Origin of the sequence: Micromonospora sp. 050-3 (assembly GCF_046549335.1) — a bacterium.
In the GTDB taxonomy this organism is placed as follows: Bacteria; Actinomycetota; Actinomycetes; order Mycobacteriales; family Micromonosporaceae; genus Micromonospora; species Micromonospora trifolii.
On record NZ_JAJPVX010000002.1, the window covers coordinates 96,695 to 119,697 of the forward strand.

Consider the following 23,003-nt stretch of genomic DNA (forward strand, 5'->3'; position numbering starts at 1 on the left):
CGCCCGTCGCCGGACGGCGGAACTGGCGACCGACGGATAACGTCGACGCATGACTGTTGAGCACCCCGCGCTCGCACTGCGTGGCCTGGCCAAGCGGTTCGACGGCACGATCGCGGTGGCCGGCGTCGACCTGGACGTCCCCGCCGGCTCCTTCTATGGCCTGCTCGGCCCGAACGGCGCCGGCAAGACCACCACCCTGTCGATGGCGGTGGGGCTGTTGCGACCGGACGCCGGCTCGGCCTGGGTGCTCGGGCACGACGTCTGGCAGGACCCGGTCGCCGCCAAACGGCTGCTTGGCGTGATGCCCGACGGGGTCCGGCTCTTCGACCGGCTGACCGGCGCGGAGCTGCTGGCGTACAACGGGTTGTTGCGGGGGATGGACCCGGCGGTGGTCGACCAGCGGGCTGCCGAGCTGCTGGACGTGCTGGCGCTCGGCGACGCCGGTCGCACGCTGGTGGTGGACTACTCGGCGGGCATGAAGAAGAAGATCGGGCTGGCCTGCGCGCTGCTGCACGGCCCTCGGGTGCTGGTGTTGGACGAGCCGTTCGAGGCGGTCGACCCGGTCTCCGCGGCGCTGATCCGGGACATCCTCACCCGCTACGCGGCCGGCGGTGGCACTGTGGTGTTCTCCAGTCACGTGATGGAGGTCGTCGAGCGGCTCTGCTCACACGTGGCGATCCTTGCCGGCGGCACCATCAAGCGGGTCGGCACCATCGACGAGGTCCGCGGCGGTCGCTCGTTGGAGCAGGTCTTCGTCGAGGTGGTCGGCGGGCGCACCGCGACCGGCCAGGAGCTGTCGTGGCTCTCCCAGTGAGTGCGGACGCCACCCCCGCCGCGCCGGTACGGTCGGTCTCCGCTCGACACTTCGTGCGGCTCAAGCTGCGGGTGATGGGCAACAACTTTCGAGGCCAGGGCTGGCGGATCGCCCTGTTCGTCGGCGGCGCGTTGCTCGGGCTCTGGTTCGCCGCCAGCGGGTTCTTCCTCTTCGCCGCGCCGGGCCTGACCGGCAACGGCCGGTACGCGGTGCTGATCGCGGCGGCCGGTGGCGGGCTGCTGGTGCTCGGTTGGCTGTTCCTGCCGCTTGTCTTCTTCGGTGTGGACGAGACACTGGACCCGGCCCGGTTCGCGCTGCTGCCGCTGCCCCGGCGCACGTTGGTGACCGGCCTGTTCGTGGCAGCCCTGATCAGCGTGCCGGTGCTGGCGGTGCTCATCGCGTCGCTCGGGCTGGTGCTGACCGCCTGGTCGTTGGGTGGCTGGTCGGCGGGGTTGGTCGCCGTCCTGGGTGTGCTCGCCGGGTTGCTGCTCTGTGTGGCCGCCAGCCGGGCGGTGACCAGCGCCTTCGCCACCATGTTGCGGTCCCGACGGGTCCGCGACCTGGCGGCCGTGCTGCTGGCGGTGACGGCCGCGCTGCTCGGCCCGTTGCAGGTCTTCGGCCTCGCCGCGCTGCGCGAGGCGGACTGGACCCGGTTGACCGGCGTGGCGACAGTTATCGGATGGACGCCGTTGGGCGCTCCGTGGACCGTCGGCATCGACGTGGCCCAGGGGCGGGTGTGGGCGGCACCGGTCAAGTTACTGATCACGGTGGTGGCGCTCGGCGCCCTGCTGGCCTGGTGGTCCCGGTCGCTCGAGTCGGCGATGGTGGGCGCGGCGAGCGCCGGTAAGGCCCCGGTACGGCGCGGGGTCACCGGCGGCGCGGTCGCCCAACTGTTCCCCCGGATCGCCACCTGGGCCGGCCGGGACCGGTTCGGTGCCCTGGTCGCCCGGGAGGCCCGTTACTGGTGGCGGGACGCGCGCCGCCGGGCCAACCTGATCACGATCGCGGTGGTCGGCATCTTCGTGCCAGTGTTGATCAACGTTACGGGCGGGGACTTCGCGTCCGAGGACGGCGCCGGGTTCACGGCGGCTGCCAGCGACAGCTCGCCGGTCGTGGTCACCATCTCCATGCTCCTCGTGGGCGTGCTCGCCGCCGTCACCCTGGCCAACCAGTTCGGCTTCGACGGCAGCGCGTACGCGGCGAACGTGGTGGCCGGGGTGCCCGGCCGGGTCGAGTTGCGGGCCCGGATGACGGCTTTCTCGCTGTACGTGCTGCCGATGTTGGGCTTCGTCGCGGTGGTGTTGTCGTTTCTGCTCAGCCGACCGGAGTGGATCGGGCTCACCATCGGCGGCCTGGTCGCCACCTACGGCGCCGGGTTGGCGGTGAACAGCCTGATCTCGGTACTCGGGGCGTACTCACTGCCGGAGACGAGCAACCCGTTCGCCATGAACAGCGGTGCGGGCCTGGCGAAGGGGCTGCTCACCCTGCTGGCCATGCTCGTCTCGGTGGTCGTCGCGGTGCCGATGGTGGTGGCGGCCGCGCTGCTCGGTGACGCGTGGCTCTGGTTGGCCCTGCCGGTCGGCGCAGCGTACGGGCTGGGCGCGGCGCTGCTGGGCGCGTACCTGGCCGGCGACGTGCTGGACCGGCGCCAGCCGGAGCTGCTGGCCACCGTCACCCCTCGGCGCTGAGCACGGGCTGTCCCCGTCCGGCCGAACGCCGGTCGGGGGCACCCGTCCCTCGTTATGGTGCGAGCAGTCGGGACGAGGGGGCAGTCGGCATGGGCTCGCACACGCGTTACCGCAGCATCGTCGTCGACGGGCTCTCGATCTTCTACCGGGAGGCGGGGGCACCGGACGCGCCAGTGCTGCTGCTCCTGCACGGTTTCCCGTCCTCGTCGCGGATGTTCGAGCCGCTGTTCGATCGGCTCGCCGACCAGTTCCGGCTGATCGCGCCGGACTACCCCGGCTTCGGGCACAGTGCCTCCCCGGACCCGCGGGCCCCGTACACCTTCGACCGTATCGCCGAGACGATGGCGGGTTTCGCCGCCGCGGTCGGCGCGGAGCGCTACCTGCTCTACGTGCAGGACTACGGCGGGCCGGTGGGCTTCCGGATGGCCCTCGCCGATCCGGGTCGCCTGCGCGGCCTCATCGTGCAGAACGCGGTGGCCCACGACAATGGGCTGGGCCCGCTCTGGGGCACCCGCCGGGCCTTCTGGCAGGACCGGGCCGCGCACGAGGCGGCGGTCCGGGAGAACATCCTCTCGCTGGCGGCGATTCGGACCCGGCACGTCGGCAACGATCCGGACCCGGAGCGGTACGACCCCGACCTGTGGGTCGACGAGCACGCCTTCCTCAGTCGCCCCGGGGATATCGAGCGTCAAGTGGACCTCCAGTACGACTACCGGACCAACGTCGCCTCGTACCCGACCTGGCAGGACTGGCTGCGCCGGACCCAGCCGCCGCTGCTGGTCGTCTGGGGTCGCTACGACACCTCGTTCGAGGTCACCGAACCCGAGGCGTACCGCTCCGACGTGCCGGGGGCGGAGGTGCACCTGCTCGACGGGGGGCACTTTGTGCTCGACACGCGACCGGACGAGGTCGCCGCCCTGATTCGCTCCTTCGCCGGTCGGGTTCGGGCGACGGGCGGGGCGGGTCACAATGTTTCACGTGAATCATGAGCCGGGTGCCGAGATCCACCACACCGATCCGTTCGCGGTGCCGACCGGGCAACGGTCGCCGGTCCGCCGGCTGCGTGGTCGCCTCGCCGCACCGGTGACCCTCTGGACGGCACCCGGTCCGGCCGGGCTGACCGTCTCGTCCACACTGGTGGCCGAGGGGGAACCGGACCGGCTGCTCGGGTTGATCGACCCGGAGTCCGACCTCTGGGCGGCCGTCGAGGAGTCGGGTCGCTTCGCGGTCACGCCGCTCGGCCCGCCGCACCGGCAACTCGCCGACCGGTTCGCCGGCCTCTTTCCCGCCCCGGGTGGGCTCTTCGCCACCGGCACGTGGAACGAGACGCCGTACGGGCCGGTTCCGGCGGACGCCGGCGGCTGGGCCGGGTGCCGGCTGGACACCGCCCGGGAGTACGGCTGGGGCCTGCTGGTCGAGGCCACGATCGAGGCGGTCGACCTCGCCGAGGAGGCCACTCCGCTGCTGCACTACCGCGGTCGCTACCACGAGCTGCCTACCTGAACGGACGCCTCGACAGGGACGACCGATCACCGCAGTGACCTGAGTCACTTGGCGCAGCCAGCCAACCGCTCGGCGCACTCGCCGACCGGCGTCGATCTCAGCCTTCCCTGCCGGGGAGTGCGCTCTTTACGGTGCGCGAAACTCCTCTGACGCCTGTGAAGGTGGTGATCCACAGATGTCCACGGACACACCCGCTCCGGCCGCTTCCCAGTCGGACAAGTACCTGGCCGTACAACGGTCGGACGAGTTCGCCGGGCTGCGGCGTGCGCTGCGCGGCTTCGTCTTCCCGATGACCGTCGCGTTCTTCCTGTGGTATGCGCTCTACGTCATTCTCTCCGCGTACGCCCGGGACTTCATGGGCACGAAGCTGTTCGGCAGCAACATCAACGTCGCACTGGTCTTCGGCCTGCTCCAGTTCGTCTCCACGTTCCTGATTGCCTGGCTCTACTCCCGGTACGCGGACCGGAAGATCGACCCCATCGCGGACCGGATCCGCGCCGAGATCGGGGAGGTGACCCGTGAAGACGGTTCACGCGGTTGAGACGTTCCTCGCGGCTGAGGCGGGCAATCACACCGCCCGCAACCTGACCATCACGCTCTTCCTGGTCTTCGTGGCGGTGACCCTGGGCATCACCATCTGGGCCAGCCGACAGACCAAGACGGCGACCGACTTCTACGCGGGCGGCCGGTCCTTCACCGGCTTCCAGAACGGCATGGCGATCGGCGGCGACTACATGTCGGCCGCCTCGTTCCTCGGCATCGCCGGCATCATCGCGCTGTACGGCTACGACGGCTTCCTCTACTCGATCGGCTTCCTGGTCGCCTGGCTGGTGGCCCTGCTGCTGGTCGCGGAGCTGCTGCGGAACTCGGGCCGGTACACGATGGCGGACGTGCTGGCCTTCCGGATGCGTCAGCGTCCGGTGCGTACGGCGGCGGCGGTCTCCACCATCACGGTGTCGATCTTCTACCTGCTCGCCCAGATGGTCGGCGCCGGCGCACTGGTCGCGCTGCTGCTCGGCATCCGACCGGGGACGACCTTCCTCGGCATGGACGCGGACACCGCGAAGGTGGCCACCATCATCATGGTCGGCGCGCTGATGATCATCTACGTGACCGTGGGCGGCATGAAGGGCACCACCTACGTGCAGATCGTCAAGGCGTTCCTGCTCATGGGCGGCGCGCTGTTGATGACCATCCTGGTGCTGGCGAAGTTCAACTTCAACCTGTCGGAGCTGCTCGGCCAGGCGGCCGCCGCATCGGGCAAGGGCAGCGCGTTCCTCGAACCCGGGCTCCGGTACGGCGTCGAGGTCGCCGGCAACTCGACACAGACGTTCTACAACAAGGTGGATCTGCTGTCCCTGGGTATCGCCCTGGTGCTCGGCACCGCCGGTCTGCCGCACATCCTGATCCGCTTCTACACGGTGCCGACCGCGAAGGCGGCCCGCAAGAGCGTGCTCTGGGCGATCGGCATCATCGGCACCTTCTACCTGCTCACCCTGGCCCTCGGCTTCGGTGCGGCGGCGCTGGTGGGCAGCCAGGCGATCACGGCACAGGACAAGGCCGGCAACACCGCCGCGCCGCAGTTGGCCGAAGCGCTCGGCATCGACTTCTTCGGCGGCGAACTGGGTGGGGCAGCCCTGCTGGCGATCATCGCGGCGGTCGCCTTCGCCACCATCCTCGCGGTGGTCGCCGGGTTGACACTGGCGTCGTCGTCCAGCCTGGCGCACGACTTCTACGCGAACGTGCTGAAGAAGGGTGAGGCGTCGGAGCGGCAGGAGGTGCGGGTCGCCCGGATCTCCGCCCTGGCGATCGGCGCGGTGTCGATCGCCCTGTCGATCTTCGCGCAGAACCTCAACGTGGCGTTCCTGGTGGCGTTGGCCTTCGCGGTCGCCGCCTCGGGCAACCTACCGGCGATCCTCTACAGCCTCTTCTGGCGGCGGTTCAACACCTCCGGCGCGGTGTGGGCGATCTACGGTGGGCTGCTATCGGCCGTGCTGCTGGTGTTCTTCTCGCCGGTGGTCTCCGGTGCGGCGACCTCGATGTTCCCGGACCACGACTGGCAGTGGTTCCCGCTGTCCAACCCGGGCATCCTCTCCATCCCGTTCGGTTTCCTCTGCGGATGGATCGGCACCGTCATCTCCAAGGAGCACGACGAGGAGAAGTACGCGGAGCTGGAGGTGCGCGCCCTCACCGGCTCTGGCGCCCACTGATCGCGGCACCTGTCGAGGGGTCCCCTGTTGACGCGTGACGTCAACAGGGGACCCCTTCCGCGAATTCGGCGGTCGGTAGGCTGAGCGGTATGAAGGTTGCTGAGCGTTTCGGGTCCGGTCACCGCGTCCTCGTCACCGGCGGAGCTGGCTTCGTCCCGTCGCACCTGGTGGACTCCCTGATCGCCCGAGGCTGCACGGTTGTGGCGCTGGACAACTTCGTGACCGGCTCCAAGGAGAACGTCGCCCACCTGCTGGACCGGCCGACCTTCACCCTCGTCGAAGCGGACATCTCCGACGGTCTGCCGACCCACCACCCGGCGCTGGCCGAGCGGTTCGACGCGATCCTGCACATGGCCTCGCCGGCCAGCCCCACCGACTTCGCCCAGTTGCCGGTGGAGATCCTCCGGGTCGGCTCGGTCGGCACCCTGCACCTGCTGGAGCGCGCGGCCGCCGACGGCGCCCGGTTCCTGATGGCCTCCACCTCCGAGGCGTACGGGGACCCGAAGGAGCACCCGCAGCGGGAAACCTACTGGGGCAACGTCAACCCGATCGGGGTCCGCAGCGTCTACGACGAGGCCAAGCGCTTCTCCGAGGCCGCCACGATGGCGTACCACCGCTACCGCGGGCTCGACGCGGCGATCGTCCGGATCTTCAACACGTACGGCCCTCGGATGCGCCCGGACGACGGCCGCGCCATCCCCACCTTCATCTCCCAGGCGCTGCGCGGCGAGCCGATCACAGTGCACGGCACTGGCAACCAGACCCGGTCCATCTGCTTCGTCGAGGATCTGGTGCGCGGCATCCTGCTGCTGCTCGACTCGACCGAGACGGGCCCGGTCAACTGCGGCACCGAGCACGAGCTGACCATGCGGCAACTCGCCGAGTTGATCGTGTCGCTCTCCGACAGCACCTCGAAGGTGACCTATGTCACCCGCAGCTCGGACGACCCGGAGATGCGCCGGCCGGATCTCACACTCGCTCGTGAACTGCTCGGATACGAGCCGTCGGTCGCGCCCGAAGATGGCCTGCGACGCACGATCGAGTACTTCCGGACGCGGCTAGGGTAACCAGATCTTCGCGTACCGCCTGCCGCTGAGTGTCGCCTGAAGGCGGCGGTGGCTCCCGCTACGTACCCTGAGTTACATGTCCGCGACCTCGTCTGCCGGCGTCCCGAATCCGTACCTGCATCGCAGCGCCGGGCGCGCATCGGTGCCCGGCCCCGACCGGGGCGCCTCCGGGCGTGCCCGTCCGACCGAGGCGCGCTTCTACCCGTCGTACGACGAGGAGCAGCCTCGCTCCGGCGGCCCGGCGGGGCCCACCGGGCCCGACGGCCCGGGTGGCACCGGTGGTCCGGGGCGGCGCCGCCCGCGACCGCGCTGGGGTCGGATCGCCCTGGTGGCCGGGGCCGTGGTGCTGGTGCTGGCGCTGCTCGGCAGCGTCGGCGCCTGGTTGTACGCCCGCAACCTCAACAGTGACCTGGCCCGCACCGACCCGTTCGCGGAGATCACCGGCGGCAGGCCTGCCAAGACCGTCGATGGCGCGCTGAACATCCTGCTGGTCGGCAGCGACTCGCGGGACCCGGACGCGCCGGTCGACAGCAAGAGTCAGTGGCGCGCCGACACGATCATCGTCATGCACATCCCGGCCGACCACCAGGAGGCCTACCTGGTCTCCATCCCCCGGGACCTGTACGTGCCGATCCCGGAGAGCGCCGGCGCGGACTGCGGCTCCGGCTCGCGCGCGAAGATCAACGCCGCGTTCGCGTTCGGTGGGCTGCCGCTGGCGGTACGCACCGTGGAGTGCTTCACCGACGTTCGGATCGACCACGTGATGGCGATCGACTTCGGCGGCTTCAAGGAGGTCACCGACGCCCTCGGCGGGGTGGACCTGAAGGTGGAGCGCACCGTCACCTCGATCCACAAGCCGTACCGGACCTTCACCAAGGGCACCAACCACATGGACGGCGCGGAGGCGCTGGACTGGATCCGGCAGCGCAAGCAGTTCCCGGACGGGGACTTCGCCCGGATGCGGCACCAGCAGGAGTTCCTTCGGGCGCTGATGGACAAGGCGGCCAGCACCGGCACGTTGGCGAACCCGAAGAAGCTCAACGATTTCCTCAAGTCGGTCACCGCGGCCGTAACCGTCGACCAGACTTTCTCGGTTACAGACATGGCGCTGCAGTTCCGTAACCTGCGCGGCCAGAACCTCACCTTCGTGACCAGCCCGAACTCGGGTAGTGACACCATCAACGGCGAGTCGGTGGTGGTGTCGGACCGGGAGAAGGCGCTCGCGATGTACCAGGCCATGTCCGCGGACACGATGGCCGACTGGGTCAAGGCGAACCCGCCGAAGAGCAAGGACGGCGGCTGACCGCGGCCCGACTGGCACCAGCTGTTCGGGTCATCGAGCGGCGACGATCGACTGAGTCTGCAAAATTCGACGTCCGGATTGACCCGGGATGAACTCGCCAAGTCGATTTGATGTACGTACAGTGGTGCCGCCCCCTCCTGATCACGAGCTGGAGTACGCATGCCGGTTCAGGCCAGTCGTCGCCCTACTTCCTCCGGGTCCGCCGCCCCCAGCGGTCGAGTCGCTGCGGCCATACCCGCGCAGGCACGCGCCTCGGGCGGCGGGCCGGGCTCGCGTCCGCCCGGCGGCGGCGGTGGCGGTGGCGACCGCCCGGGTGGCGGTGGGTCGTCGAAGAAGCGGACCAAGCACAAGGACCCGCTCTGGGCCAGGCTGACAGTGGTCTTCGGTGCCGTGCTGATGCTGAGCAGCGGCGTTGCCATCGTCGGCAGCAAGGCGCTGATCGGGCAGGCGACCGGCGGCATCGCGAAGGGCAACCTGCTGGGTGATGCCGGCAAGTCCGACGCCGAGGGCGGCGCGAGCCTGGACGGCGCGATCGACATGCTGCTGCTCGGCGTGGACGCGCGGGAGCGCTGGGCCGCCGACGACGTCCGCTCGGACAGCATCATCATCCTGCACATTCCGGCCACGCACGACCAGGCGTACCTGATCTCCATCCCCCGGGACACCGAGGCGCAGATCCCGGCGTTCCAGAAGAGCGGCTACGGCGGCGGTTCCGGCAAGATCAATGCCGCGTTCCAGGCCGGTGCCGCCAACGGCGGCGGCTGGGAGGGTGGCGCCCAGCTGATGGCCCAGACGATCAAGCGGCTCACCGGGATCAGCTTCGACGGCGCGGCGATCATCAACTTCGGTGGCTTCAAGAACGTCATCGACACCCTGGGCACGGTGCGGATCTGTGTCAGCCAGGAGGTCAAGTCGCTGCACATGTCGTACGTCGACGGCAAGCCGATGTGGAACGCCGACGCCAAGAAGACCGGCAAGCAGCGGACCCCGGTGGTGCACAAGAAGGGCTGCCAGGAGATGGAGGGTTGGGCCGCGCTCGACTACTCCCGCCAGCGCAAGACCCTCAAGAACGGCGACTACGACCGGCAGGCCAACCAGCAGCAGCTGATCAAGGCGATGGCGAAGAAGGCCACCGAGGGCGGGATGTTGTCCAACCCGGCCAAGATGAACAACCTGATCCAGGCGGCCGGCAAGGCGTTCGTGCTGGACACCGGCGGCGTGCCGATCGAGGACTTCATCTTCACCATGCGCGGGGTCACCGGCAACGAGCTGACCATGCTCAAGACCAACAACGGCACCTTCAACGCCAACAACAACAACACCGAGGGCTTGAGCGAAGAGACGATGGCGATGTTCCAGGCGGTCAAGCAGGACAAACTCGCCGAGTTCGTCTTCACCCACCCCGAGGTGATCTCCACCCGCAAGTGAGGCCGGGAGTCGCGGAAAGCCAGCGACGGTCTCCTCACCGCCCGTAGCCTGACGTGAGCAGGTTTCACGTATCGGCTGCGGGGAGGCGGTCACGTCCAGGTGGGGACGGAACGCAGCGGGCCGGGCCGGAGCGGCCCCGTCCGCCCGGGGGCCTCGCGCCCGTGGGCCTCGGATCCTGCTCGGCATCGGCCTGGCCCTCGTCCTGCTGGCGGGGCTCGCCGTGGCCGGGCTCAGAACGCTCAGCCACCGCTACGACCGCACGGTGACCAAGGAGCAACTGCTCGACGCCGACGCCCGCACCGACCGCACCGACCTGGACGGGCCGCTCAACTACCTCCTGGTCGGCTCCGACCGGCGCCCCGGCGACAGCGGCCCGGACCAACGCTCGGACACCATTCTCATCGTGCACGTCCCCGCCGGGCAGCGGGAGGCGTACCTGGTCTCCATCCCGCGTGACCTGCTGGTCGCCATCCCGCCCGCGAACGGCTTCGGCGGCGGTCAAGACAAGATCAACGCCGCGTACGAGCACGGCGGCGGCGGGCAGGCCGGCGCCCAACTGCTCTCCGCCACCCTGCACCGGCTCACCGGAATCCGGTTCGACGGCGCCGCGCTCATCGACTTCTCCGGCTTCCGGAAGGTCATCGACCTGCTCGGCGGGGTGGAGATGTGCGTGGACACCGAAGTCCGCTCGATCCACACCAACCGGGTCTTCCCCACCGGCTGCCACCAGATGGACGGCGCGCAGGCGCTGGACTACGTCCGACAGCGCTACGACCTGCCCGGCGGTGACTACGACAGGCAGCACCACCAGCAGCAGCTGCTCCGGGCGATGTTGGACAGCGCCGGCAAGGCGGACCTGCGGAGCAACCCCGTCAAACTGGACCAGGTGCTCCGGGCGGTCGGCGGCTCGTTGACCGTCGACACCAACGGCGTACCCCTGGAGGACCTGCTCCTCGCGCTGCGCGCGCTGCCGCCCGACGGGATGCGCGGCGTCCAGGTGCCCTCCTCGCCGCAGACCATCGACGAGGTCTCGTACGTGGTGCTGGACAACGGCGGCAACGGGCTCTTCGAGGCGCTCCGCGGCACCCGGGTGTCGGCCTGGGCGCAGGCCAACCCCCGCTGGGTGACCCGGTTGTGACGGTGCCGACGGCCCGGTCGGTGCCGAACCGGGCCACAAGGATCTAGTGTTGCTTCCTGTGTTCGGACCCCAGGTTCCCACCGTGCCCGTGACCGAGATCGCCGACGAGACCTACCTGCTGGATGTGCGGGAGGACGACGAGTGGGCGGCCGGCCACGCGCCCACCGCCCACCACCTGCCGATGATGGAGCTGCCGGCCCGGCTGGCCGAGGTGCCCACCGACCGGGAGGTGGCGGTCGTCTGCCGTTCCGGCGGACGCTCCGCCCAGGTCGTCGCCTACCTGCTCAACAACGGCTGGGAGCAGGTGCGCAACGCCGACGGCGGGATGCGCCAGTGGGCTGCGGTCGGCCGACCGGTGGTCGACGCGAACGGGCAGCCCGGCCAGGTCATCTGAGGCCGGCGGAATGGGCGGGCCACTGGTCTTCGCGCACCGCGGCGCCTCGTTCGACCTACCCGAGCACACCCTCGCCGCGTACCTGCGCGCCCTCGACGAGGGCGCCGACGGCCTGGAGTGCGACGTCCGGCTGACCCGGGACGGGCACCTGGTCTGCGTGCACGACCGACGACTCGACCGCACCAGCAACGGCCGCGGTCTGGTCAGCGCGCGTACGCTCGCCGAGCTGGACGCGCTGGACTTCGGCTCGTGGCACCCGGGCAGCGCCACGAACGGCGACCTGCCACCGGATGAGTCGCACACCCGGCTGCTGACCCTGGCCCGGCTCCTGGACGCGGTGCTCGCCGCCGGGCGGCCGGTCCGACTGCTGGTCGAGACGAAGCACCCGTCCCGCTACGGCTCGAACGTGGAACGGCGACTGGTCAGCCTGCTGCGCCGGTACGGGCTGGCCGACCCCGCGCCGGACGACAGGGTGCAGGTCACCGTCATGTCGTTCTCCCCCTTGGCGGTCCGTCGGGTGCGCGAGCTGGCTCCGACGCTGCCCACAGCGCTGCTGCTGGAGGTGCTGCCGCGCTGGCTGCGGTTGGGGCGGCTTCCGTTCGGCACGCGGATCGCCGGGCCGGGCATCGGCCTGGTCCGGGCCCGCCCGCAACTGCTGCCCGCACTGCGCGCGGGCGGCAACCAGGTGTACGTCTGGACTGTCAACGAGCCGATCGACCTGGAGCTGGTGCTGGCCGCCGGGGTGGACGGGATCATCACCGACCGGCCCGCGTACGCCCTCACCCGGCTGGACCGCTGACCCATCGACCGGGCGGGGGTGCCCAAAACCGGGCCGGCGGGGCACACTCGGCACATGCCGGAGCGTATCGATTTCCCCGCTCTCATCGCCGGCCACACAGTCGTGATCGAGATGATCAATTCTGGTGACGCGGGCCTGCCGGTCCTCACCCAACTACTCAGGGTGGCCCAGCCGGCGCTCGGCGCGACCGGGATGGCGTTCGTCGAGTTCGGTCCGACCGGCGGTCGCGTCATCGCCGCGACCGGCGCGGCGGCGTGGGCCCTCGGCCGACCACTGGCGGTCGACGACCCGGACACCGTCTGCCTGCTCTCCGGGCCTCGGGTACGCCAGGCGCGGGTGAGCGACCTCAACGGCAAGCTGGCCGGCGAACTGGCCGGCAGCGGCCTACGCCGGATGGTGGTCTCCCGGGCCGAGATCGGGGGTCACACCGTCGGCAGCCTGCACGCGCTCTATCCGGGCGATGACGAGCCGGGCGCCGAGCAGCAGGGGGTCATCGCCTACCTCGCGTCCTGCGTCGGGCACATGTACGGCGACCAGAGTGGCCTGCCGGTGCACGGCGACGGCCCGGTGGTGGCGGCCCTCGCCGACGGGCTGGCCGTCGTCGACCGGGACGGGCACGTCCGGCTCTGGAACCCGGCCGCCGCCCAGGTCACCGGCCGGACGGTCGAGCAGGCACTGAGCCGCCCGTTGCCGTTCCCGCTGCCGCCCTCCGGGCAGGTTCGGGACCACCGGATGCCGGACGGCCGCTGGCTGCGGATCACCTCCGGCGACCTGCCCGGTCCAGGCACGTTACGGGTGGTCACCTTCCGCGACATCACCGACCAGCAGCGCCGCGACCACGACCGCGAGCTGTTCGTCGCGGTGACCAGCCACGAGCTGCGCACCCCGGTCACCGTCATCAAGGGGTACGCGGACACCCTCACCGACCACTGGGAGTCGCTGACCGACGTCGACCGACGGCAGGCGGCCCGGGTGATCGGGCAACGCGCCAACGAGCTGGCCCGGCTGGTCGACCGTCTGCTCAGCTCGGCGGCCGAGGTGGGGCCGGGCGACGACCCTCCCACCCCCTTCGACCTCGGTGAGGCGCTGCGCTCCGCCGTCGTCGACCTGCCGGCGGAGCTGCGCCGCCGGCTGGTGCTCCGCCTCCCGAGCGATCTGCCCAAGGCGCTCGGTCACCGGCCCAGCCTGTCCACAGTGCTGACCGAGTTGACGACAAACGCCGGTAAATATTCAGCACCTGGTTCTCCCATCGAGATCACCGCCTCGGGCGACGGTCATCTGGTGGCGTTCCGGGTCAGCGACCAGGGCATCGGCATCCGGCCAGAGCACGTGGAACGGGCGTTCGACAGGTTCTGGCAGGGCGAGTCCGGCGACCGTCGCGGCTACCCGGGGGCCGGGCTCGGCCTCTATCTCGTCCGCCGGATCGTTGAACAGCAGAATGGATGGGTATCCCTACGTCCGAGGACCGGCGGCGGTACGGTCGCAGAGGTGCGGCTACCACGCGGTTGACCAGGGGTGGCGCGACGTGGAGGCGACGGTGGCAGCGGCAACGAGGGATCGAGCCTGGTGCGTGGTGGTTCCTCACCACCCGGGCGGGGCGCGGCTGGCCCGACACCGGCTCGCCGCCGAGCTGGCGGACGTCGTACCCCCGACGCTCCTCGCGGACCTGATCGCGGTGCTCGCGGAGCTGGTGGGCAACGCGGTGCGGCACGCCAGACCGCTGCCCGGCGGCGTGATCCGGGTTGCCTGGCAGCTGCGGCCCTCGGATGAGGGCGCACTGATCCAGCTGCGGGTCACCGACGGTGGCAGCGCGAGCGCCGGGCCACGGCTCCGGACTGCCAGCCCGGACGCGGCGGACGGGCGCGGGCTGCACATAGTGGCCGGCCTGGCCACCCGCTGGGGCGTCGAGCAGGACGGCATGGGCCAGCGCGTCTGGGCGGAGTTCGACAGGGTGCCGACACCCCGACCCCACCTGGTGCCGGCGGGCTGAGGCCGGCTCGGGCGGGTCCCGGCCACGGCGAGCCGCCCGGGGCTCTAGGCTGTGACGCCGTGAGCAAGCGTCGAAAGAGCCAGCGCACCGCCGCCGACACCGCCCCCCGTCGCGACAAGGTGAGGGACGTCTTCGTGCCGCGTCCGTTCGACGGGCTGGTCGACGAGTCCGAGTGGATCGCGCTGCGCGAGTTGGTGCCCGCCGCCTCCGCCCCGCTGCGGCTGGCACCCGCCCTGGTCGAGGAGTTCGGTGACCGGGCGGCGACGCTCGCCACGGTGCTGCCGATGGCCGCCCCGGCGATCACCAAGCCGGACGGCCGCGTGCTGATCGGTCTCCAGCGCCACCAGCAGTCCGGCGACGTGTCCCGGGATCTGGCCGACGCGTTGCTCAGCGCGCTGCGCGCCGAGCCGGGTGGCCAGGTGGCAGTGGCGCCACTGCCCGGCCCCGGGCCTCGCCTGCAGGACATCCTCGTGGACGGTCCGCTGGACATCACCATGCACGACGGTTTCGACTTCTGGCTCGACCCCGGGGCCGCCGACGATCCGACCGTCCAGGCGTCGCTGGAGCGCGCGAACGCGGCCATCTACCCGACGGTACGGCTGACTGCGGCGAAGGCCGCGTACTGGTGTCAGGTCCCGGAGAAGGCTCACGTCCGCTGGGTGCTGCCGGACGACGAGGACGCCGCCCTGGACGCGTTGGCCCGCCTCGGCGCGGCCGGCACGCTGACGCTCGGCGAGCAGACCAAGTTCGCCGGCATGTTCCGCGCGCACGGTCGACTCGTGCCGGTCTGGGACCTGCCGGAGGAGACCCCGGCCGCCGAGTGGGAGGAGCCGGTGGCGCAGTTCGCCAAGCGGTACGCCGAGGCGCTCACCGTCACCGACCCACTCGACCCCGCCGGCCGCCGGGCCCGTCAGGGGCTGCTCGGCCGCCAGCTCACCCTGCGCTGAGCCGGGGCGGTCGCCCCGGCTCAGGCGGGTGACGGGCCGGTCGTGTGCTCAGCCGGCGACGGGTAGCGGGTCACGGGTGATCGGGCAGGACATGCAGCGCGGTCCGCCCCGACCGGAGCCCAACTCGGAGCCGGCGATCGGGATCACCTCGATGCCGGCCCGCTCCAGTTGGGCGTTGGTCTCCGTGTTGCGCTCGTAGCCGACGCAGAGCCGCGGGGCCAGCGCGAGGGTGTTGTTGCCGTCATCCCACTGCTCGCGTTCCGCGGTGACCGGATCCAGCCCGGTGTCGATGACCCTGAGCTGGTCGAGGTCCATCGCGTCGGCGGCGGCGCGCAGGAACGGCGCCGGCCCGTCCACCCGCGGGTCTTCGCCGTCCCCGCCGGCGATCACCGTGTACGCGGACAGCGTGCTCGCGATGTTGGGATACATCAGGACGGCGTCCACGTCGACCATCGTGCACACGGTGTCCAGGTGCATGGTGGCGCGTTTCTGCGCGATCGGCACCACCAGGATGGTGTGGGCCAGGCCGGCGGCGAAGACCTGCCGTCCGAGGCGCTCGGCGCCGGCCGGGGTCGTCCGCTCGCCCACCCCGACCGCCAGCACCCCGGGTGCGAGCAGCAGCACGTCCCCGCCCTCCAGGTGCTCGAGGCTGGGGCGGTAGACGAACTCGGTGCCGGCGAACCGGGGGTGGTGGCGGTAGATGGCGTCGGTCAGGGTGGTCTCCCGGCGGCGGGCCGGCATGGCCAGGCTGGTGACACCGACCCGGTCGCCGATCCACAGCGACGAGTCGCGGGTGAAGAGCAGGTTGGGCAACGGGTCGATGACGAAGTCGTGTCGGTCCATCAGCGTGTAGACCAGTCCACCCGGTCGCTCCGAGCTGATCCGCAACTCCTCGTGGGCCAGCCCGGCGGTGAGCACGTCGGCCAGGGCGGCCGGGTCCAGGTAGGAGAGGTGGTCGGCGACGCGGGCGCGCAGGGTGTCGCCGAGCCGCCGGGAGCGCAGCACCTGCTCGGTGAGTTCGGCCCGGGCGTCCGCGACGGCCAGCGTCTCGGCCAGCAGGGTGGCCAGGTAGAGCACCTCCACGCCGCGCTCGCGCAGGGCGGCGGCGAACGCGTCGTGCTCCTCCTGGGCGCGGCCCACCCAGGGGATCGCGTCGAACAGGAGCGAGTCGTTGTTGCGTGGGGTGAGCCGGGCCAGTTCGGGGCCGGGCCGGTGCAGCAGTACGGTGCCGAGCCGCCCGACTTCACTGTCGACGTAGTGGGTCACTCCCGCAGCGTAGGGCAGGGTTTAGCGGCATCCGAGAAAAGAACTGTGGATGAATATGGCATTCATCCACAGTCATTCCGGCGCTCCGGCTTGCCGAACACCGGTAGTGGCAACGTAGGGTAGTGAGGACATAACTTCGAGGGACCTTTTGCCGGAGGTCGCGATGACTGTCTTTCCCGCACGACGAGCCGTACCGTCCGCTCGGGCACTGCCGCCCGTCGCGGTGCCACACCCCCGCGTCGAGGCGCCGGGGGTTCTCGAGCCGGTCCGTCCGACACCGCTCGAATGGGCCCGCCGCCGTCGGGCCGAGCGGGGTGCACGCCGCTTGGAGGCCGCCGGGGCACGCGCGTTGGGCCAACTCGACCACCTCGGGCCTGCCTGGCATGTGGTCGAGTGGCCGCGCACCGACGTGACAGACGTTCTCGACCGCGGTCAGGACGACCGAGCCGGGTTCCTCGCCATCGGGCCGAGTGGCCTCTTCGCCGTGACCATCGCCGACCACGGCCGAGCCAGAGTGCTCGTCGCCGGCGACGTGGTGCAGATCAACGGCAAGCGGCCCCCGTACGTGGCCGAGTCCCGCCGGGACGCCAAGCGGGCCAGCAAGGCCCTCTCCGACGCGGTGGGGCTGCCCGTTCCGGTGACACCGGTGCTGACCTTCGTCGGCTCGGGCGTGATCAGCGTCTACGGCCTTCCGAAGGACTGCCTGATGGCCACCCACCGGGAACTGGACCGGCTGCTCGTGGCCGGCGGCAGCCGGATCAGCCCTGCCACCGCCGAGAAGCTTTCCCGGGTCGCGCAGCACCCGGGCACCTGGCTGAACGGCACGTACCGTCCAACGGCCGACTACCGGTGGTACGACGAGGGCCGAACGGCCGCTGACAAGCCGGCCCACCGCCGGTAACGTCACCGGCGACGCCACGCGGCTCCGGTCCCCCCGATCACCTCACCGGTCTCCGCGCCGTCACCGGTCGCCTCGGTTCACGCTGCGCGCCCGGTGACCCGGTGCGCTCGGTGATTCCGTCGGCGACCCGCTAGCGTGGACAGTCGATCGGTGCACATAGGAGGCGCGGTGGCCCACGTCGAACTTTCGCTCTCGGAAGCGTTCGTGCCGGCGGCGCGGGCCTCGACAGAGCCGGAGTCCGACAACGTCGGCCAATGGTCGTCGACAGTCTCCCGGGCCGATGAGCCGTGTCTGCTGATCGACGCCGACACCCGGGTGGTGGCGATCTCCGCGGCCGGCTGTGAGCTGCTCTGCCTCGGCGAGCCGGCCGGGCTGATCGGACGACCGTTGCTCGATGGCGGGCTTCGCCTGCTCGACTTCACCGCCAACCGGGGCGAGCTGACCGAAGCCGAGATCGACAAGATCCCGCCCCTGCTGGCGCTCTCCTCCGGCCGACTCGCGCGTGGGCTACTCCGGGTGCAGGCCGCCTCGGCGAACAGCTCCGACGCGACTGTTGACGCGATCTCCACCCCGGTGCTCACCGACGGCACCGTCGCCGGCTCACTCACCTTCTTCTCCGAGGTCTGACCTGCGGCGCAGTGTGTCCTTCGCCGCACGCGGCGTTGCCGGGGCAGGCCCGCACGAAGGCCGTAGGGTGCCCTCATGCTCGATATCGCTCTGCTGCCGGGGGAATACGCTGTGTGCCGGCTGGCCGCCGGCACCACAGTGCCGTACGCGCTGTCGAGTGGGTTGCGCGGCGCGGACGTGGTGACGGTGAGCTGGACCTCTGACGGGATCTCCGTGATCTGCCCGACCGACCGGGCGCCGGCACAGGCCGTGGTGGAGACGACCTGGCGCTGCCTACGGGTCAGCGCCCCGGTGGCGCCGGCCGGCACCGGCAGCCTGGCCGCGCTGGTCGACCCGCTCGCCGAGGCACGGGTCAGCGCCGTCACGTTCTCCACGTTCGACACCGACTACCTGCTGGTGCCGACCGTCCGGCTGGCCGAGGGCACTGCCGCGCTCCAGCGCGCCGGGCACCGCGTCACCGGCTGACCTTCACCCGACCGGCCGCTCACCCTACGATGGGCTCGGCCACCCCGGCCGCGACGAATTCTCCGATGTCCCGAGGATCGGCCCGTGCCGTTCACCCCACCCCCGCCCGCGCCCCCCTCGCCGCGGTCGACGATGCACAGCTCGCCGGCGACTCCTGGCCGGGCAGCCGAGCGCGTTCCTGCGCGGAGCCTCGCCCGTGTCCTGCCGATGGCGCTCGCCGTCGCGGCGCTGGCCGGCTGTGGGGCCCCACCCGGGCTGGGGGAGCCGACAAGCGTGCCCACCCACACCGCGGCGCCGGCACCGTCCGGCCCGAGCACCGCACCGGCCACGCCGCCGACCACCGCGCCGTCTCTCGGTACTGTCACGCCCACCCCGGACGCCGGGTTGGTCGCGACGGCCTGCCGCAACGGGCCGACCGGGCAGCGGGTGCTGCAACTGTTGCGCGGCCGGGCCGGAGTGCTGCCGGCGAACGTCCGGGTCCAGGTCCGCACCGGGCCCCTCTGCGCCGGCGACTGGCAGTTCACAGTGTTGACGGTGACCGGGCACGAGGAACTACAGGTGATCACCCGGGGCGAGCCCGGTTCCCCGGTGCTGGTCACCGCGGGCACTGACGTCTGCACCATCGAGGTACGCGCCACCAGCCCGGCCGGGATCCGCGCCCTCGCCTGCGACGCCGGCCCGGCCAACGGGCCGGGTGCGTAGGCTGATCGCCATGCCGGGAACACCGCCGACACGTTTCGTCTTCCTCGGGCCGGAGGGCACCTTCGCCGAGCAGGCCCTGCGCTCCATACCCGCCGCCGAGCGCGGCACCCGTACGCCCGCCCGCAGCGTCGGAGAGGCACTGGACAGCGTCCGCGCCGGCGACGCCGACGCCGCGCTGGTGCCCTTGGAGAACTCGATCGGCGGCGCGGTGGGCGTCACGCTGGACGAGATGGCCGAGGGCGAGCCGCTGGTGATCACCCGCGAGGTGATCCTGTCGGTGGAGTTCGTGCTCGCCGCGCGGCCCGACACCCCGCTGACCTCGATCCACACCGTAGCGGCCCACCCACAGGCGTCCACCCAGTGCCGGGGCTGGTTGCGCGACCACCTGCCCGACGCCGTGGTGGTCGACGTGCTCTCCAACGGCGCGGCCGCCGCCGGCGCCGGCACTGGTGAGTACGACGCGGCGATCTGCGCACCGATCGGAGCCTCCCGGCACCGACTCACCACACTCGCCGACAAGATCGCCGACCACCCCGACGCGGTGACCCGGTTCGCACTGGTGTCCCGCCCCGGCCCGCCACCGCCGCCGACCGGTGACGACCTCACCTCGCTCGCGGTCTACATCGCCCACGACCGGGTCGGCGCGCTGCTGTCCGTGCTGATGGAGCTGGCCGTCCGCGGGGTCAACCTGACCCGGATCGAATCCCGTCCGACCGGCGAGGCGCTGGGCCGCTACGTCTTCTTCCTGGACTGCACCGGGCACGTGGCCGACGTACGCCTGGGCGAGGCGTTGCAAGGGCTCCGAAGGGTCTGTGCCGACGTCCGCTTCCTGGGCTCCTATCCCCGGCACCGGTGGGCCGAGGCGGGCGAACGCCCGGTGCCCGCGCCAGCGGGCCTCTCCGACGTCGACTACGCCGACGCGGCGGCCTGGCTGACCCGCCTGCGTACCGGTGAGTTGACCTGACCGGCGCGGAGCGCCCCCAGGAGAACGGGGGCGTCCGCGCCGCTGCGGTCAGCTCGACAGATCAGGTGCGCCCAGCGCCACTCCCGATCAGCTCAGCAGACCGCCGAGCAGACCGCCCTCCTGCTGTTGCTGACCACTGCCCAGGACCGGCGGCTCCTCGGACGGTTGCACGACCACGAAGCCCTGACCGGCGAAGCTCATGGTGAACGACTCACCGGTGCGGCGCCCGAGCAGTGTGCCGAGGCCGAGCTGCTCGGCCCGGTGGTAGCCGGTCTGGAGGTTCGCCGACCAGCAGACCGCGGCCTGCGGGTCGACGTACGTCGGGGCGTCCACGTTGAGCACGACAGGGGTGCCCTTGGTGGTGATGGCGATCCGCCCGTAGCCGCTGAACACACAGTTGAAGAGGCCGGACGAGGACGCCATCCCGGCGCCGCCGACCATCCTGATGTCGTACTGGAGGGTGGACTCGAAGGCGAGCACGCTGGAGCCGTTGATGGAGAGGGCGTCGCCCGGCTCCAGGTCGATGATGTGCACGTCCTTGGCCAGCTCGGCGAGGAAGACGTCACCCTGGCCGGAGACCTTCATCAGCGGGACGCCCTCGCCGGTGAGCTTCTGCTTGAGGAACTTGCCGAGCCCGCCTGAACCCAACGCCTGGAACTGCACATTGCCCTGGTAGGCGACCATCGACCCGACCCGGGCCATCGCCTCACCGTTGAGCTCGATCTTCAACATCTTGGAGTTCTGCAACCGCATGCCGGGCTGCGCGGACTCCTTCTCCAGATTTTCCGCGGAGAACAGCTCGCTGCGCATTAAAGGGCCTCCTGAATAGGGTCGAGTTCGCTGCACCGACGGTAGGCGACCTCGGCAAGCACCAGCCATCGGCCGGGCGGCGCGGCGCGGCGCGGCCGTGTGGCGCGGGTGGGCGTCGAGCGGCGGGGCTCAGCCCCAGCCGAGCGCGTGCAACCGTGCGTCGTCGATGCCGAAGTGGTGGGCGATCTCGTGCACCACTGTCACCGCCACCTCGTCGATGACGTCCTCGTCGTTGTCGCAGATCCGCAGGATCGGACGGCGATAGATGAAGATCCGGTCGGGCAGCACGCCGGAGTAGTCCCAACCGCGCTCGGTGAGCGCATGCCCCTCGTAGAGGCCGAGCAGGTCGACCTCTCCCGGTGGCGGGTCGTCCTCGACCAGGATCACCACGTTGTTCATCAGGCCGAGTAGTTCTTCGGGCACCTCGTCGAGGGCTTCGCCGACCAACTCCTCGAAGCGCTCACGGCTCATCTCCACCGGCACCTCGCCCATTGTGCCCGACGCGCGGGCACACGGCCCGGTCCTGCTGGACGACCGTGGCCGTCATCGGCACATGCACGGAAGAAGCGACCACCCGGGACCGGGCGGAGGCTCCTTCCGTGGACGTGCGGTGTGGGCCGGCTGGCTCAGGCAGCCAGGCGGGCGTTGAGGGTGATCTCGGCACCCGGCGAGAGCAGGCGGGAGATCGGGCAGTTGGCCTTGGCGGCCTCGGCGAGCTTCTGGAACTCCGCCTCGTCGATCCCCGGGACCTGACCGACCGTCTCCAGGTCGATCCGGGTCACGGTCATGCCGGCGTCGGTCTTGTCCAGGTGCACCTTGGCGGTGGTCTCGACCGAGGTGGCCGTCGAGCCCGCGTCGGCAAGCGCCTTGGAGAACGCCATCGAGAAGCAGCCGGCGTGCGCGGCGGCGATCAGCTCCTCGGGGTTGGTGCCCTCACCCTCCTCGAAGCGGGACTTGAAGGAGTAGTTGCCGGACAGGCCGCCCTTACCGGTGCGGATGGTGCCCGCGCCCTCGGGGAGATTGCCCTGCCATTGTGCTGAAGCGGTACGGATAGGCATGGGGCAAACGCTAGCGGAAAGGCGACCGCCGAGCGACAGACCGGCGCGCTCGCCAGCCCTGCGATCCCTGTCACCACCAGCTTGCTGTGCCATGATGCGAGCCAGGTCCGTGACCGGCGGAAGGGTGGCCGATGTCCGAGGAGCTTCCAATCCCGCGGCAGGGCGACCGATCCGAGGCCCCGGCGGTGATCGAGTGGGGTGCCGACGAGCCGGCCCAGCGACGCCGCTTCGCCTGGTCCCTGGCCGATCTCGCGCAGGATCCTCGTCTGCCCCTCCTGCTCGCCGGTCTGGGCGCGGTGGCCGCGATCGCCTCGCTCGTCGGTGAGTGGCTCGTGATGAGCGTGCCGAACGGCGGGCCCGAAGGAAACACGACCATCAAGGTGCCCGCCGGGGTGTCCGATGTCGGTGGCTTCGGGGTCGGCTACCTGTTCGGGCTCCTCGTTCTCGTCTGCATCGTGGCGCTGTCGTTGCGCGGCACGGCGGCCGTGCGGCCGAACGCCCGGCTGGCCGGCCTCACCCTGGCCGGTGCCCTGCTGGCGCTGCTGGTGGCCGCCACGGCCAGCCTCGACAACCCCGGTCAGCGAAACCTCTTCTACTCGCCCGAGGACGGCTTCCAGGTCGAGTACGGCCGTGGTCTGGTGATGGCATTCGCCGCCTGTGTGCTGTTCGCGGCCGCCCTGCGGCAGGCGCCCGCCGCACCCCCCAGCGCGTTCGGGCCGCCGGACGAGGACCGGCCCGCCGACCCGCCAGCACCACGCTCCTGGCGCCGCCGCCGAGACCCCGACCCGATCGAGGACGGCCTCCCCGCCCCAGCCGACCTCACGGTCACCCCCGCCGCCCCCTTCGCCCGCTCCGACCCCCAGCCCTAACCACCCCACGCAGCGCCGCGCTACCCCACCCCGCGCCGATCTTGCAGTTGCTGTCCCGGC

The 23,003-nt window shown here is 71.0% G+C and carries 24 protein-coding genes and 1 pseudogene; 21 read left to right on the forward strand and 4 right to left on the reverse strand.

Annotation, left to right across the window (positions count from 1 at the left end; translation table 11 throughout):
- The first annotated feature begins 49 nt into the window (after nucleotides 1–49).
- From ACLJOK_RS15390 to ACLJOK_RS15460, 15 genes and pseudogenes are all read left to right on the forward strand, one after another.
- Entirely contained in the window at nucleotides 50–814 is a 765-nt protein-coding gene (locus ACLJOK_RS15390; protein WP_410819509.1) for an ABC transporter ATP-binding protein, read from the forward strand.
- The gene (locus tag ACLJOK_RS15395) at nucleotides 799–2,502 is read left to right on the forward strand and encodes an ABC transporter permease (protein ID WP_410819510.1); all 1,704 of its coding nucleotides are present in this window, start codon (nucleotides 799–801) and stop codon (nucleotides 2,500–2,502) included. Before ACLJOK_RS15390 ends, ACLJOK_RS15395 begins: the two co-directional genes overlap by 16 nt.
- Nucleotides 2,503–2,591: 89 nt before the next feature.
- On the forward strand, nucleotides 2,592–3,491 hold the full coding sequence (locus tag ACLJOK_RS15400) for an alpha/beta fold hydrolase (RefSeq protein ID WP_410819512.1): 900 nt from the start codon (nucleotides 2,592–2,594) through the stop codon (nucleotides 3,489–3,491).
- Nucleotides 3,454–4,005 (forward strand): annotated as a pseudogene (locus ACLJOK_RS15405) (flavin reductase family protein); the annotation flags it as partial. The gene ACLJOK_RS15400 and the pseudogene ACLJOK_RS15405, both read left to right, overlap by 38 nt.
- Nucleotides 4,006–4,180: 175 nt before the next feature.
- Nucleotides 4,181–4,546, forward strand: a complete 366-nt coding sequence (locus ACLJOK_RS15410) for a DUF485 domain-containing protein (protein ID WP_088950720.1) — start codon at nucleotides 4,181–4,183, stop codon at nucleotides 4,544–4,546.
- Nucleotides 4,524–6,215 (forward strand): cation acetate symporter, encoded by a 1,692-nt coding sequence (locus tag ACLJOK_RS15415; RefSeq protein ID WP_410819514.1) that lies wholly within the window; start codon nucleotides 4,524–4,526, stop codon nucleotides 6,213–6,215. The genes ACLJOK_RS15410 and ACLJOK_RS15415 overlap by 23 nt, the downstream gene beginning before the upstream one ends.
- A gap of 89 nt (nucleotides 6,216–6,304) precedes the next feature.
- A complete protein-coding gene (locus ACLJOK_RS15420) occupies nucleotides 6,305–7,282 on the forward strand; it encodes an NAD-dependent epimerase/dehydratase family protein (RefSeq protein ID WP_238681609.1) in 978 nt (325 codons plus the stop codon).
- A gap of 76 nt (nucleotides 7,283–7,358) precedes the next feature.
- Nucleotides 7,359–8,585 (forward strand): LCP family protein, encoded by a 1,227-nt coding sequence (locus ACLJOK_RS15425; protein WP_410819516.1) that lies wholly within the window; start codon nucleotides 7,359–7,361, stop codon nucleotides 8,583–8,585.
- 159 nt (nucleotides 8,586–8,744) lie between these two features.
- Nucleotides 8,745–10,013: an LCP family protein gene (locus ACLJOK_RS15430; protein WP_410819518.1), complete on the forward strand. Its 1,269-nt coding sequence runs from the start codon at nucleotides 8,745–8,747 to the stop codon at nucleotides 10,011–10,013.
- Between the two features lie 220 nt (nucleotides 10,014–10,233).
- Nucleotides 10,234–11,151: an LCP family protein gene (locus ACLJOK_RS15435; RefSeq protein ID WP_354943885.1), complete on the forward strand. Its 918-nt coding sequence runs from the start codon at nucleotides 10,234–10,236 to the stop codon at nucleotides 11,149–11,151.
- A gap of 58 nt (nucleotides 11,152–11,209) precedes the next feature.
- Entirely contained in the window at nucleotides 11,210–11,545 is a 336-nt protein-coding gene (locus ACLJOK_RS15440) for a rhodanese-like domain-containing protein (protein ID WP_410819520.1), read from the forward strand.
- Between the two features lie 10 nt (nucleotides 11,546–11,555).
- Entirely contained in the window at nucleotides 11,556–12,344 is a 789-nt protein-coding gene (locus tag ACLJOK_RS15445) for a glycerophosphodiester phosphodiesterase (RefSeq protein ID WP_410819521.1), read from the forward strand.
- 54 nt (nucleotides 12,345–12,398) lie between these two features.
- Nucleotides 12,399–13,853, forward strand: a complete 1,455-nt coding sequence (locus tag ACLJOK_RS15450) for a PAS domain-containing sensor histidine kinase (RefSeq protein ID WP_354943883.1) — start codon at nucleotides 12,399–12,401, stop codon at nucleotides 13,851–13,853.
- A gap of 61 nt (nucleotides 13,854–13,914) precedes the next feature.
- Nucleotides 13,915–14,334, forward strand: a complete 420-nt coding sequence (locus ACLJOK_RS15455) for an ATP-binding protein (protein WP_410819523.1) — start codon at nucleotides 13,915–13,917, stop codon at nucleotides 14,332–14,334.
- Between the two features lie 59 nt (nucleotides 14,335–14,393).
- Entirely contained in the window at nucleotides 14,394–15,281 is an 888-nt protein-coding gene (locus tag ACLJOK_RS15460) for a DUF5926 family protein (RefSeq protein ID WP_410819524.1), read from the forward strand.
- 48 nt (nucleotides 15,282–15,329) lie between these two features.
- Here the strand turns inward: ACLJOK_RS15460 and ACLJOK_RS15465 are convergent, their stop codons facing one another.
- Nucleotides 15,330–16,547: an arginine deiminase gene (locus ACLJOK_RS15465; protein ID WP_410819526.1), complete on the reverse strand. Its 1,218-nt coding sequence runs from the start codon at nucleotides 16,545–16,547 to the stop codon at nucleotides 15,330–15,332.
- A 163-nt stretch (nucleotides 16,548–16,710) separates the two neighbouring features.
- On the opposite strand from ACLJOK_RS15465, the gene ACLJOK_RS15470 reads away from it, so the two are divergent.
- The 5 genes from ACLJOK_RS15470 (at nucleotide 16,711) to pheA (ending at nucleotide 20,206) form a co-directional block, all read left to right on the forward strand.
- Nucleotides 16,711–17,448 (forward strand): hypothetical protein, encoded by a 738-nt coding sequence (locus ACLJOK_RS15470; protein ID WP_410819528.1) that lies wholly within the window; start codon nucleotides 16,711–16,713, stop codon nucleotides 17,446–17,448.
- Nucleotides 17,449–17,616: 168 nt separating this feature from the next.
- Nucleotides 17,617–18,075: a hypothetical protein gene (locus tag ACLJOK_RS15475; protein ID WP_238681601.1), complete on the forward strand. Its 459-nt coding sequence runs from the start codon at nucleotides 17,617–17,619 to the stop codon at nucleotides 18,073–18,075.
- Nucleotides 18,076–18,150: 75 nt separating this feature from the next.
- On the forward strand, nucleotides 18,151–18,540 hold the full coding sequence (locus ACLJOK_RS15480; RefSeq protein WP_410819530.1) for an ACT domain-containing protein: 390 nt from the start codon (nucleotides 18,151–18,153) through the stop codon (nucleotides 18,538–18,540).
- A gap of 207 nt (nucleotides 18,541–18,747) precedes the next feature.
- Entirely contained in the window at nucleotides 18,748–19,242 is a 495-nt protein-coding gene (locus ACLJOK_RS15485) for a hypothetical protein (RefSeq protein ID WP_410819532.1), read from the forward strand.
- 10 nt (nucleotides 19,243–19,252) lie between these two features.
- Nucleotides 19,253–20,206: a prephenate dehydratase gene (pheA, locus tag ACLJOK_RS15490; RefSeq protein ID WP_410819533.1), complete on the forward strand. Its 954-nt coding sequence runs from the start codon at nucleotides 19,253–19,255 to the stop codon at nucleotides 20,204–20,206.
- A gap of 87 nt (nucleotides 20,207–20,293) precedes the next feature.
- Here the strand turns inward: pheA and ACLJOK_RS15495 are convergent, their stop codons facing one another.
- The 3 genes from ACLJOK_RS15495 to ACLJOK_RS15505 form a co-directional block, all read right to left on the reverse strand.
- Nucleotides 20,294–21,016: an AIM24 family protein gene (locus tag ACLJOK_RS15495; protein ID WP_410819535.1), complete on the reverse strand. Its 723-nt coding sequence runs from the start codon at nucleotides 21,014–21,016 to the stop codon at nucleotides 20,294–20,296.
- A 129-nt stretch (nucleotides 21,017–21,145) separates the two neighbouring features.
- Entirely contained in the window at nucleotides 21,146–21,493 is a 348-nt protein-coding gene (locus ACLJOK_RS15500) for a metallopeptidase family protein (RefSeq protein WP_196924705.1), read from the reverse strand.
- A 149-nt stretch (nucleotides 21,494–21,642) separates the two neighbouring features.
- Nucleotides 21,643–22,074 carry an OsmC family protein gene (locus ACLJOK_RS15505; protein WP_410819537.1) on the reverse strand — a complete coding sequence of 144 codons (432 nt, stop codon included), beginning with the start codon at nucleotides 22,072–22,074 and terminating at the stop codon, nucleotides 21,643–21,645.
- A gap of 131 nt (nucleotides 22,075–22,205) precedes the next feature.
- Between ACLJOK_RS15505 and ACLJOK_RS15510 the strand changes: the two genes are divergently transcribed.
- On the forward strand, nucleotides 22,206–22,943 hold the full coding sequence (locus ACLJOK_RS15510; protein WP_410819539.1) for a hypothetical protein: 738 nt from the start codon (nucleotides 22,206–22,208) through the stop codon (nucleotides 22,941–22,943).
- Nucleotides 22,944–23,003 lie beyond the last annotated feature (60 nt).

What these genes read in the sequence shown, in the direction of transcription:
- ACLJOK_RS15390 (WP_410819509.1), top strand. Translation starts at nt 50, where the DNA reads ATGACTGTTGAGCACCCCGCGCTCGCACTGCGTGGCCTGGCCAAGCGG.
- ACLJOK_RS15400 (WP_410819512.1), top strand. Translation starts at nt 2,592, where the DNA reads ATGGGCTCGCACACGCGTTACCGCAGCATCGTCGTCGACGGGCTCTCG.
- ACLJOK_RS15410 (WP_088950720.1), top strand. Translation starts at nt 4,181, where the DNA reads ATGTCCACGGACACACCCGCTCCGGCCGCTTCCCAGTCGGACAAGTAC.
- ACLJOK_RS15420 (WP_238681609.1), top strand. Translation starts at nt 6,305, where the DNA reads ATGAAGGTTGCTGAGCGTTTCGGGTCCGGTCACCGCGTCCTCGTCACC.
- ACLJOK_RS15425 (WP_410819516.1), top strand. Translation starts at nt 7,359, where the DNA reads ATGTCCGCGACCTCGTCTGCCGGCGTCCCGAATCCGTACCTGCATCGC.
- ACLJOK_RS15430 (WP_410819518.1), top strand. Translation starts at nt 8,745, where the DNA reads ATGCCGGTTCAGGCCAGTCGTCGCCCTACTTCCTCCGGGTCCGCCGCC.
- ACLJOK_RS15445 (WP_410819521.1), top strand. Translation starts at nt 11,556, where the DNA reads ATGGGCGGGCCACTGGTCTTCGCGCACCGCGGCGCCTCGTTCGACCTA.
- ACLJOK_RS15450 (WP_354943883.1), top strand. Translation starts at nt 12,399, where the DNA reads ATGCCGGAGCGTATCGATTTCCCCGCTCTCATCGCCGGCCACACAGTC.
- ACLJOK_RS15470 (WP_410819528.1), top strand. Translation starts at nt 16,711, where the DNA reads ATGACTGTCTTTCCCGCACGACGAGCCGTACCGTCCGCTCGGGCACTG.
- ACLJOK_RS15480 (WP_410819530.1), top strand. Translation starts at nt 18,151, where the DNA reads ATGCTCGATATCGCTCTGCTGCCGGGGGAATACGCTGTGTGCCGGCTG.
- ACLJOK_RS15485 (WP_410819532.1), top strand. Translation starts at nt 18,748, where the DNA reads ATGGCGCTCGCCGTCGCGGCGCTGGCCGGCTGTGGGGCCCCACCCGGG.
- pheA (WP_410819533.1), top strand. Translation starts at nt 19,253, where the DNA reads ATGCCGGGAACACCGCCGACACGTTTCGTCTTCCTCGGGCCGGAGGGC.
- ACLJOK_RS15495 (WP_410819535.1), bottom strand. Translation starts at nt 21,016, where the DNA reads ATGCGCAGCGAGCTGTTCTCCGCGGAAAATCTGGAGAAGGAGTCCGCG.
- ACLJOK_RS15505 (WP_410819537.1), bottom strand. Translation starts at nt 22,074, where the DNA reads ATGCCTATCCGTACCGCTTCAGCACAATGGCAGGGCAATCTCCCCGAG.
- ACLJOK_RS15510 (WP_410819539.1), top strand. Translation starts at nt 22,206, where the DNA reads ATGTCCGAGGAGCTTCCAATCCCGCGGCAGGGCGACCGATCCGAGGCC.